This is a genomic window from Paraburkholderia sp. CNPSo 3272, from assembly GCF_024206495.1.
Lineage (GTDB): Bacteria > Pseudomonadota > Gammaproteobacteria > Burkholderiales > Burkholderiaceae > Paraburkholderia.
On the sequence record NZ_JAMBPQ010000079.1, the window covers coordinates 1 to 10697 of the forward strand.

At 57.9% G+C, this 10697-nt stretch carries 7 protein-coding genes and 4 pseudogenes; 2 read left to right on the forward strand and 9 right to left on the reverse strand.

Going from position 1 to position 10697, the window contains the following annotated elements:
- Positions 1-179 (forward strand): annotated as a pseudogene (locus tag M3I53_RS37545) (IS256 family transposase); the annotation flags it as partial.
- 70 nt (positions 180-249) lie between these two features.
- On the opposite strand, the pseudogene M3I53_RS37550 reads toward M3I53_RS37545, so the two are convergent.
- From M3I53_RS37550 to M3I53_RS37590, 9 genes and pseudogenes are all read right to left on the reverse strand, one after another.
- Positions 250-674 (reverse strand): annotated as a pseudogene (locus M3I53_RS37550) (porin); the annotation flags it as partial.
- Between the two features lie 139 nt (positions 675-813).
- Positions 814-1644 carry an ABC transporter substrate-binding protein gene (locus M3I53_RS37555; RefSeq protein ID WP_254320776.1) on the reverse strand — a complete coding sequence of 277 codons (831 nt, stop codon included), beginning with the start codon at positions 1642-1644 and terminating at the stop codon, positions 814-816.
- A 760-nt stretch (positions 1645-2404) separates the two neighbouring features.
- A complete protein-coding gene (locus M3I53_RS37560; protein ID WP_254320777.1) occupies positions 2405-3388 on the reverse strand; it encodes an IS256 family transposase in 984 nt (327 codons plus the stop codon).
- Positions 3389-3525: 137 nt separating this feature from the next.
- Positions 3526-4746 carry a PhzF family phenazine biosynthesis isomerase gene (locus M3I53_RS37565; RefSeq protein ID WP_133190573.1) on the reverse strand — a complete coding sequence of 407 codons (1221 nt, stop codon included), beginning with the start codon at positions 4744-4746 and terminating at the stop codon, positions 3526-3528.
- Positions 4743-6077 carry a lysine N(6)-hydroxylase/L-ornithine N(5)-oxygenase family protein gene (locus M3I53_RS37570; RefSeq protein ID WP_133190575.1) on the reverse strand — a complete coding sequence of 445 codons (1335 nt, stop codon included), beginning with the start codon at positions 6075-6077 and terminating at the stop codon, positions 4743-4745. The genes M3I53_RS37565 and M3I53_RS37570 overlap by 4 nt, the downstream gene beginning before the upstream one ends.
- Positions 6078-6144: 67 nt before the next feature.
- Positions 6145-7359 carry an MFS transporter gene (locus tag M3I53_RS37575; RefSeq protein WP_133190577.1) on the reverse strand — a complete coding sequence of 405 codons (1215 nt, stop codon included), beginning with the start codon at positions 7357-7359 and terminating at the stop codon, positions 6145-6147.
- Entirely contained in the window at positions 7356-9035 is a 1680-nt protein-coding gene (locus tag M3I53_RS37580; RefSeq protein WP_254320778.1) for a class I tRNA ligase family protein, read from the reverse strand. The genes M3I53_RS37575 and M3I53_RS37580 overlap by 4 nt, the downstream gene beginning before the upstream one ends.
- A gap of 418 nt (positions 9036-9453) precedes the next feature.
- Positions 9454-9531 (reverse strand): annotated as a pseudogene (locus tag M3I53_RS38775) (IS6 family transposase); the annotation flags it as partial.
- A gap of 145 nt (positions 9532-9676) precedes the next feature.
- A pseudogene (locus M3I53_RS37590) lies at positions 9677-9979 on the reverse strand (transposase); the annotation flags it as partial.
- Between the two features lie 211 nt (positions 9980-10190).
- Between M3I53_RS37590 and M3I53_RS37595 the strand changes: the two are divergent.
- On the forward strand, positions 10191-10697 hold a 507-nt coding region (locus M3I53_RS37595), incomplete at its 3' end, for an IS6 family transposase (RefSeq protein WP_254320780.1).

Below are 10697 nucleotides of genomic sequence, written 5' to 3' on the forward strand. Positions count from 1 at the left end.
TACGCAAGATCGTCAAGACGCGTGGGCACTTCCCGACGGACGAGGCCGCGACCAAACTGCTCTGGCTGGCCTTGCGCAATATCACGGCTGACTGGAGCCGTGCCGCGCATGACTGGAAAGCCGCGATGAACCAGTTCGCGATCCTCTACGAGGATCGCTTCACCAGAAATCATTTGTAGAATGCAATTGATGAGCCTGCCAGACGGCAGGCTTTTATCTGCCTTGCACACAAAAATTCAGACACTCCCCGTATGGGTGCGCAAAAAGATAGCCGCCCCAATTGCCGTTCGCGGTCGTCTGAGCGAGATAGTTGACAACGGAGTCGTACTGGCGCCCCAAAGTCACAGTGCCAAACCGCTCGCTTGCCAGACCGACGTAAGCTTGTCGGCCAAACATTAAGCCGCCTTGCCCAAGCTTCCCGCTGTTCACATCAAAGCCGTTTTCAAGCTGGAAAACCGTCTTCAACCCTCCGCCAAGGTCTTCCGTCCCCTTCAGACCCCAGCGGCTACCCTGGACGTAGCCGCTCTGAAGCTCGTAGACCCTTCCCTTGAGCCCTTGACATTATTTGTATAGTTAAAACCCTCGTCGATGACTCCGTACAGCGTCACCGAGTTTTGTGCGAATGCGGGAAGCGCGGCGCTCGCGAGCACGGCGCCGATTAGAGTTTTTTTCATCAGTTTTCCGAACCGTTGTGGCCTTGACTGGCTTTTTTTTAATCGATTGCTTCGCTTGCAACTTCAAAACGCCGGGATTCTTCAGGCTGATGCAAAAATTGGCGCCGCCAGACCATACGGACCAGCGGCGCCAATGCTCTCACTTGGAGACAAGCATTGCCTGGACGGAGGTCTTGATGAGGCGGTTGACTGCGCCCGATTTGACCTGGGAGTTCAGAAAGTCGTTGAGAACAGCGATGTCCGCCTTTGGCGTTTCCTTGCGCAGGCCGAACGAGACCTCCTGTTGAGCGAGCGGCGGGTTGGGCTGAATCGCGACAGCCCATTCAGGATGTTCCTCAGTCAGGAGCATGTTGGTGATGTTCGCATCCGCCAGAAGGTCGGCACGCTTCGACATCAACGCCAGACGCGTCTCGTCATTTCCAGGCAGCCTCATGATTTGAGCCTGCTTGATGGCGGCTGAAATGGCCTTGTCCTGCGAGGTTCCGGACATGACTGCGATAGTCACGCCGGGCTTGTCAATGTCAGTGAGGTTATGAGCCCCCTTGGGAATCTTGGGGTTGTTCTTGTTGTACACGAGCGAGACGTTGTAGTCGGTCGCGGGTGCCGAAAAGGAAATGGCCTTTTCACGCTCGGGCGTATCGTTGAGCGCCATCGACAAATCCCACTTGTCCGATTGCAGGCCCGCGACGATGTTGTCCCAGGTGGTATCGACGAACTCGACCTTCACCTTGAGGACATTCTGGCCGAAGTCGCGACACAAGTCCGAGAAGAAGCCGCTATATGCCCCGGTCTTCGGGTCACGCATCACATAGGGAGGGGCAACTGCTGCGCCGCACCGCAGCACACCAGCCTTTTTTACGCTTTGCCATGTGCCGTTGTCCTGAGCATGCGACGGCGCGCTGGCGATTACGCAGCCAACCGCTGCAAGACTGACAACAATATGACGGGTAATGCGAAACAGCCGAGCCATGATGACTTCTCCAGTAAGGGTAATCCCGTAGACAAAAAAACACTCGCCACACAATTCTGTGCGCCGTCTTGTGTGCAACGATGTATGCATAATAGGAAGCCAAAATTCCTGCTGTCAACCAGGCGATTGTCCTGGTCGGCATCAGTACAGCGGTGGCATCCGACGGTGTTCTTGGCTAAACCGGGCAGAAAGTGATGGAAATGTTGACGGCCCCGAGCGCCGGCAGCGCTGGGCGGCGAAGAAGAAGCTCGCTATGGCGCGTGCGAGCCGCGAACAAGGGTAAGTCGGACATGCGCATTGACCAGTTTGCCGTGGCGGCTCAGGCTGCGAGTTCGGGATTAGCGCGTCGCGCTACTGCCGGCGTTTTTGTTTCGGCACGAGTTGCGACGCGGCGAGCCGGTTGAGGCAAGCGATGCACCGCTCATTAGGACCGAGAGCTATTACCTGGCCTATTCAAATAGTCGTGCAGAATGGTCCACCGCTGGAACTTCTCCGGCGGTGCTGTTCGGGGAGTCGGAAGCCCTGCGCTCTCCGCCGTGACTGGCGAAGTTCGATTTCCCTGCATGAGCGGCGCCGGAGTCTTCTCCAGAAATCGATATGAAGCTGCGCTATTGTGAGGTGAGTAGACCCGGGGAGTTGCACCTCGAGTCTCTTACTTTGATTCGACACCTAGCATCACTGCACCGCACGAGGGAGTGTCTGAATTTTTGTGTGCAAGGCAGATAAAAGCCTGCCGTCTGGCAGGCTCATCAATTGCATTCTACAAATGATTTCTGGTGAAGCGATCCTCGTAGAGGATCGCGAACTGGTTCATCGCGGCTTTCCAGTCATGCGCGGCACGGCTCCAGTCAGCCGTGATATTGCGCAAGGCCAGCCAGAGCAGTTTGGTCGCGGCCTCGTCCGTCGGGAAGTGCCCACGCGTCTTGACGATCTTGCGTAGGCACGTCTGGAGCGTGGTGGCCGGAAACACCGCGCCCAGCGCTTCAGGCATGCCCTTCAGTCCATCGGTGACCGCGATCAGGATGTCCTGCACGCCACGCACCTTCAGGTCGCTGAACACCTTCATCCAGAACTTCGCGCCTTCCGTGTTCTCGATCCACAGCCCCAGGATGTCCCGTGTGCCGTCTGGCAGGATGCCCAGCGCCAGATAGATCGCCTTGTTGCGCACCATCCCTTCCTCGCGGATCTTGACGCGTAGCGCGTCAAAGAACACTACCGGGTACATCGGCTCAAGCGGGCGCGCCTGCCAGATACTCACCTCGTCCATCACGGCATCGGTCACCGAGCTGATAAACTCCGGCGACACATCGGTACCGTACTGCTCAGCCAGAAACCCCTGGATCTCGCGCACCGTCATGCCACGGGCGTACATCGCGATGATCTTGTCGTCAAAGCCGGTGAAACGTCGCTCGTGCTTCGGAATCAGGATCGGGGCAAAGCTGCCGTCGCGGTCACGAGGAATCTCCAGGCGCAGCGGACCGTCATCAGTCAGCACCGTCTTGCCGCTCTTGCCGTTGCGCTGGTTGGTCGCATCTTCGGGCCGCACGGCACCCGCCGGATAACCCAGATGGTGTCCAAGTTCGGCACCCAGCGCCCGCTCGATCAGCGCCTTCTTGAACGCGGCTGAAGCGGCGTGCACCGCTTCGGCGGTCATGGGTCCCTTCACGAACTGGTCGATCAGCTCCTTCGGAATGGACGGTAACGCTGTCTGCGCTTCGGTAGTTGTCTTGGGTTTGCGTGGCATACATGCTCCTTGAGCTACATGTTATGCCTTGAACACAAAATCTATGACAGACCCTGATCGCCCCTGCCAGCATTGCCTTGTCTTCTCTCTAACGTGACAAAGCCCTCCGCCGACGACGACAAGATCGAAGCACATGGTCATGATCGGGGCACCTCCCACCAAATCGAAACGGCCTCTATAGCCTCATCTCCGACGTTGTGCAACTGGTGACGCTCTCGAGGGGCGAATTGAACCGAGTCGCCTGCCTTCAACTCGATGCTCCGGCCGTCGACTACCGCACGACCATGTCCCCTGGAGAGATGCCAAAGTTCTGCCACGTCATGCGCTTCCGCAACGGTGGCGCAACCGGGAGCGACGCGAAATGACGCAAGCCGGAAAGGCGCCTTGGAATGTTCGCTCGCCAAGCCATCGAACTCACGCATGGTCACACCGATAGCACAGGTGGTAACGGGGCCGCACGCAACCGTTCCATGTCGAATGCCGTCAATGTCTCCGAAGCGCGCGCTACCTTCGATTAAGACGCGATCGCCCCTTGCGTCCAGTCCTAGCCGCCCACCGCTAGCTGAGGCTTGCAACGCACGCAGACTCGAGCGGCCCAAGCGCTCGGACCAGTACGGCTGAAGCTTGCAATGCGCGGACACACACACCTGATCCTCGTCGATGGAAATCTCAGGCGCGAAAAACCGCGACACGATGTCATATTCCGCGAGCGAACCGTTTGGATCGGTACGTGCGGTCAGCACGACGCCACGACATTCAAGGCCGCGAATTGCAGCGAAATCCGGCACAAAGCGCGTGACGATAGACTCTTCCGCGACCACGGCAATCAGATCATCATAAGCACGCCGGCATTCGACCAGCGGCACACCAAGCGCGTCCGACACGGTGCGCGCCGTCGCCCTGTCAGCGGCGACGCTGAGAATGCGAGGGAAGCTCATGGTGATCGCATCGCCAGCGCGCGTGATAGCAAGCACGCCGCTCCTCGATCCGAACGTCAGCGCGTGGCCCGGCACTTCCCCTCGAGTAAATAGCCAATGCGCCGCCGCGAGCGTCGCGTGCCCACAGAGCTCGAGCTCGGCACTAGGCGTAAACCATCGTATGTCGAAGCACGCGAGTTCGTCGTGGTCCGATGACGGTGCCACAAAGGCAGTGGTCGGCAGCTTCGCATAGTGAGCCGCCGCTTGCATTTGCTCGGCCGGAGGAAATTCACGCAAGATAACAACGCCCGCGGGATTGCCACTAAAACGGTCATCAGCAAATGCATGGACGACGTTAGGCGCCTTCTGCAGCTCCGGCGGCAACGACGCATGAGACATTCCGGCGAGATCTATCGTGGTGAAGCCGTGCTTTCGAGTCATGAAATTTTCTCCGTCATCTCTTGCGATGGCTTCCGCGACGCCGCCAAGGTTTCGCCTGACCACGTGATAGCACCGCTCATTACACCGCAATCGAAGCGCTCCATACGGAGAATGGCGTTCAAGATTCGCGCACTGCGCCATGAAAGCAGACTGAGGTAGGGATCTGCGACCCCATACTGCGAGCGCGCACCGTTTTGCAGATAGAGCCGACAGCCGAGCGGCCCATCCAGGACCACGGAAAAATCATCGCGTATCTCAAGCTCCGTATCTCCTAATGTGTTTTGCACAAACGACAGCCGGCTTCGTAAAGGCTCGAGTAACCGCGGCAGCGAGGATCTGTACCCTGTGCAGAGAATGACGACATCCGCATATGCGTGCATCACATCGCCGTTCACGCGGTCACGCACTGTCAACAAATAACCAGGCCCGTCGAGACTCATTGCCTCGACCGACGAATCGATCCGTATCTCGCAGGCGCCCGGCCTTGCCTTATGCGCCACTTCGCGCTCGTACAAGAGCTGATAGATTTCCCGAAGCGTCGAGGCGCTGACGCCATCGCCCGCCAGTTCCTGCCCCATCAGAAATCGTTCACGCGCCTCGCGTGAACACCGTTGGAACCACATGCTGTGTTGGGGAAAGAACCATTCATTGACGAATGGGCTGTCTTCGAGGGCAAACAGATTTGGCCGACGCGACACCCACGTAATCGATGCCGGTTCTCCATGTAACCCGCGCAGTAGCGCGCTGACGACTTCGGCGCTGCTTTGGCCGCCGCCTACCACCGCCACGCTCGAACCTGAAAAATTCCGCTTTTCATTCAGGAATGCGCCGCTATGAAAAACGTTCTTTCCGCGAATTAGGCGTGCGAAGTCAGGAATGAACGGTTCCCGGCCCACACCGATGACGACCGTCTTCGTGCGCACCGTTTCTTCCTTGGCACGCACGCAAAATGAATCGCGATCTAGGTCGATTTCATTGATGGCCGTGCCGAAGCGGATATTCGGCAACCGCATGGCAGCCCATTTCAGATAATCTTGAAACTCCTGCCGCGTGATACGGTCCAACCCGCACACGACGGCTCGATAGAGGCGCCGGTGGTCCTTCAGGTACGCAAGAAACGAGTATGGGTTGGTCGGGTCGACAAGCGAGACAAGGTCTTTCAGGAAACTCGTCTGCATCAGTGCCCCGTCGACCATCAATCCTGGATGCCACGCAGGCTCAAGTGCTCGCTCAAATACAGTCACGGCAAGCTCACGCTGGTTATACGCAAGCGCAGCGAGACTCAGGTTTGCTGGACCTGCACCAACGGCGACGACAGACTCTCTGCTCATTTGACGACCTCGCGACGAAAATTTACCTTGGAATGCTCGACTACCTGCAGTCAAACCGGCTCTGACATCAATAGTGCGTCGTCACCGCGGGCCGCGGGCTTCCCGAGTGGATTCGGGCTAGCAACAGGACGTTTACGGAGGCAATGGCAAGCGTTACCGTCAGCATGAGATTGATCCCGCCGTGAGCGACCAGCATTCCAGCGATGTAGGGAAAGCCAAACACGCCGGCAAAGTACGCGATCGTGAAGACTTGGGAAGTGACCGGCACGGACAATTCCGCGTCGCCGGCAAGATTGACAGCCATGCTGTTCAAGGTCGAATAGGTGAGTCCATAGCCTATGGCGAAAACGCAGGCGCTGATTACATAGACAATTGAGCTGCTGCGGTTCCAGATGAAGAGCGCTAGCGCGGCGAGTGTGGCGATGAACAGCGCGAACGCGAGCTTGCGAACAGGCAGCCTGCTGATTGCTGGCGCAAGCGTGAACCGGCATACTACGGTCGTCAAGGTGAACGTCAGGAAGAAAAGTTCCGCGGGCAGGTGTCGAGATTCTGCGTACGCCGTCTGGTAAGTCGAAAGCCCCGCAAAAGCGCAGGCGGCAAGTCCGATCATCGCAATGGGCATGCGGGTGGTCGAGCACAAGACCGATGCGGCCTGGGAAGGTGTGATGCCAACCGCTGCCATCGATAAGTGCGGCGTGCCTTGCATAAGCTTCCGGACTATCGCGAGTGCGACGGCAGCGGAAAGGCAGACACAAGCCAAACCGATATAAACGACGTAAAATGAACCGAATCGGTGCGCGAGGAAATGGCCAGTAGGTGAAGCGAATCCGAGTCCTGCCATTTGGGCGCCTGACAAAAGCGTCAAATATCTGATCCGCGCTGAAGGCTTCAAGTGGTGGATGATCTGGAGCGGCGCCAGGATATTGAACGCCGACCAACCTAGACCCAGCAACAGTCCACCGGCGAAGGCAATCCTCAAATCGACGCGTGTCAGCCCAAACGCGAGCATCGCCGCGGACATCGCCCCGGCAGCTGCGATGATCGTCGACATCAGTCCGATCCGTTGCGCTATCCAGCCGGCGAACAGCGAACTGATGATCATGGTGAAGATGCCGCTCGAAATCACGGTGCCCGCCATTGAAACGTCGAGCCCGCTTGCGCGCAGATAGTCGGCCAGCAGAAAACTTGCCCCATAGGCCGCCGCAAGCGCAGCGCTCGCAACCAGGAACGGTATGAACGCGGTGGCCTTGAGCGCGGAAGGCAGTTCGGCGGGTGCACTCATGAGTCCATGCTCGCAGGAAGGCAGTTGGAAAGATCATGCTCATGCAACATTCGCGACTCGTGGAGATTGGGCGCCTTTGCATCCGGTATCTGACGGGTTTCCGGAAAAGCGGATGCCGATGGAGTTTCGGCATGTCCAAGCCATACCCAGATGGCGTCGGCGGTGCGCGGCATCAGCGGGGCAGCCAGGAATGCGAGGCCTTTGAGCCACGTATATGCCGTGGCTGGCGTGCGCGCTTCGTTGGCGAGATCCAACCATGCCATAAGCGGCTTTGACGCCAGCGAAACCCGCAGCTTGTCGGGTGACAGCGCGGCGCTTTGCTCACCATAGAGCTCGACGAGCCTCGCGAACAGCGACGAATCGAATGCCGGCTCGCCGCGAAAAGCCGGATTTTCGACTATCGTGGCGCAGGCGCTTGCAACGAGCGTCCCGACCGTTGAGACGAGATGATTGTGACGGCCAAGCATGTTGCCAACACGAAAATCTGTTTCCTCTTCCTCGGGACATATTTCGGAGAGGTACACGCGCAGCGCATCCGTGTTGATGCCGTTTATGTTTCCGATATCACCAGCCCAGATTACGTGGCCGCGGCTAGTCGAGAACTTGCTTCCGTTCAGCTTGAGGAAGTAGTTGAAGTTCACGCTGTCGAAAGGACGAAAATTTTCCTGCGCAAGCGCACAACCCGTGACCCCGACGAGCACCGGAATTGTATTGTCGATCCCCGTCGAGCCGATCAGGAATGTGTCACTCCCATGCGAAAAGGGATTCGCCACACCGCGCTCTTGTGCATACCGCTCACCGCAGTAGAGATGGTGCGTATAGCAGCCTGCGGAATAGCTAAAGAGAATCTGACGATTCACGCAAGCATCGGCTTGCCATGGAACGCCATAGAGCCCGGGCAACGTCAATCGCATGGTGCCCCCGCACCGATCGACGTATCGTTGCGCGATACGCGCAAACGGTGCCTCGATGTGCATTTGCTCCCATTGCACAGTTAGCTGGGTCGGATTCCGCATGTTCAGGAAGTACGACTTGCTTTCTACCCACTCAGTGATTGTTCCCCGTCGTGAAACGGGCTTTACCGCATCCCACGGCTCGAAGTGCATGCCGCAAGCTTCACAAAAGAAGCTGCCGGCCGGCTTCAAACAGTTAGGACAACATGCGGCCAACCAGGCGCCGATGGAAAACCGGTCCTCTATAGGTGCTGTGGAAGGCAACGCATCGTCAACAGGCAGCCGTTCGTCGCGTAGTTGGACTTGGTCGCTTTGTCCCAGTCTGCGCATCAGTGCTTCCCGCACACCAAAAAACGTATCGATGTTGGTGCGATGAACGGGATCATCAAACCTGTCGAGATGAATATCGAGGGCCTTCAAATCGGTCCCGATCTGCTCATGAAATCGCGCGGCCATCGTTGCCGGATGTTCTCCGAGCTGCGTCGCTTTCGCAACGACATGATTTTCGAAGCCGTCCGTAGTGAGTCCGTACCAAACATCATGTCCGCTACGACGCAAGGCGCGTGCGAGGATATCCATTCGCAAAAAGGGACCACCCGCGTGACCAAGATGTGCGCGTCCGTTTGCGGTCAAATTCACGGGCGAAATAACAATTTTACGCAGCGGCGTGCGTGTATCACCTAACCCGACAAATCCAATTGCATTCCGCATCAGGTCTCCCATTCAGGTAACCAACGTTGCGCAGGATTATTTGACCGCGCTGGTAAATTGCAGATAGGTCAATATCCACTCCTATTGCACAAGGAAAAGCATACGCAATATTTGGGCCGACGCCACGATATGTGCATCGATCAGCAAGGCGCGTCGGGCGCAGCCGTCGTGGAACTCACTGAACTGCGATGGCTTGCGCGTTGCCATTTCGGACGGTAAGTCGCGCGGTGGAAAAATCCGGTGAGCAGGTTCACGAGGGTCCGTAGAGCCAGAATGTTGCTGGCGCTGCATGCGAGTAAGACTGTTCCAACGGAGCCTGGTCAGCAGTGCCTAGCGTGACGCATTTCTTCCATTCGCGCCGACGGATGTTGGAAATGGCGGTTTCGAGACAAACGGTGCTCGAAAGCGCACACCGAACATCCTTGAAGCCCTTGGCGCTGCGAAACGATTTTTCCAGCGCCGCCAGCAGCTTGAGGGCCCAACGATGCTCGGTTGAATGATCCACTGAAAACTGATTGCGGGTTTTCTGAAGGGATCGAATTTGTCTGCGAGCCCCATCTGCCACGGCCCGGATTTTTCTGGACACAGATTGGTAGTGTCGCGATAAGGAGATGAGGTCAAGTCTGGTGTATGGGCGTTGATAGCGGGCGACGTCAAGCGGCGAGTTTCTGCTGACCCGGTTGATCGTCTTGCACCGGCTCGCCGTCCTGGAAGGCAATGCCCTCCAGCAACAGCTGGATCTGTTCGGGGCCGTTGATCCGGTGCCAGGTTTTCTCGGCTTCCTCGATCAGCTTGAACGCCAGACCGAGGAAGGTCGGTCGCGACACGCAGTTGCGCGTACGTGTAGTACGGTGGCGCACCGTCGCGAACGTCGACTCGATCGCGTTTGTTGTGCGCAGGTGCTGCAAGTGTTCGGCCGGGAAGTCGTAGAAAGCCAGCAGGCTCTCCCGTGGTCGAGCAACAATTAGCTCAGTGCCTTGGCGTGACAGAACCAGCATGGGCCCCTCGACAACCTGGCGGTGCCTAAAATCAGTGCGTCGACCCGGCTCACGGGAGAGCGGCGTACGCCGCGCAGCCTTCGTTTTTGCTCGCCCAAGGGGGCTCTGGTGCAAATAGGGCGGGGGCGAATCGGTTAAGGTGTCGGGCTGAACGAATTGAGAACCGACGATGAGCAAGCTGAAGAGCCTGGACGAACTGTTTGCAGGCCGTCACTTTGACCGCGATGTGATCATTCTGTGTGTTCGCTGGTACCTGCGCTACAAGCTTGGCTTGCGCGATCTGGTCGAAATGATGGCGCAACGGGGTCTGGCGCTGGCCCACACGACGATCCTGCGCTGGGTGCGGCGCTTTGCACCGGAGTTCGTCAAACGGTGGAATCGCTTCGGCAGGCCCACCGGCCAGTCCTGGCGTGTTGATGAGACTTATCTCAAGCTGCGCGGCAAGTGGGTCTATCTTTATCGGGCGGTGGATCGGGTGGGCCAGACGGTTGACTTCATGCTCCGTGCAAAGCGCGACGTGGAGACGGCAAAAGCCTTTTTCAGGAAGGCGATCAAACATCAGGGCCAGCCACCGAAGATCATCACGCTTGACGGCTATGCGGCCTCGCACCGCGCCGTGCGCGAGATGAAGGCCGATGGCTTGCTGCCTGAGGACACGAAGGTCCGATCCTCGAAA

Excerpts from the sequence above, each read along its gene's own strand:
- M3I53_RS37555 (WP_254320776.1), bottom strand. The coding sequence starts at position 1,644 with ATGGCTCGGCTGTTTCGCATTACCCGTCATATTGTTGTCAGTCTTGCA.
- M3I53_RS37560 (WP_254320777.1), bottom strand. The coding sequence starts at position 3,388 with ATGCCACGCAAACCCAAGACAACTACCGAAGCGCAGACAGCGTTACCG.
- M3I53_RS37565 (WP_133190573.1), bottom strand. The coding sequence starts at position 4,746 with ATGACTCGAAAGCACGGCTTCACCACGATAGATCTCGCCGGAATGTCT.
- M3I53_RS37570 (WP_133190575.1), bottom strand. The coding sequence starts at position 6,077 with ATGAGCAGAGAGTCTGTCGTCGCCGTTGGTGCAGGTCCAGCAAACCTG.
- M3I53_RS37575 (WP_133190577.1), bottom strand. The coding sequence starts at position 7,359 with ATGAGTGCACCCGCCGAACTGCCTTCCGCGCTCAAGGCCACCGCGTTC.
- M3I53_RS37580 (WP_254320778.1), bottom strand. The coding sequence starts at position 9,035 with ATGGGAGACCTGATGCGGAATGCAATTGGATTTGTCGGGTTAGGTGAT.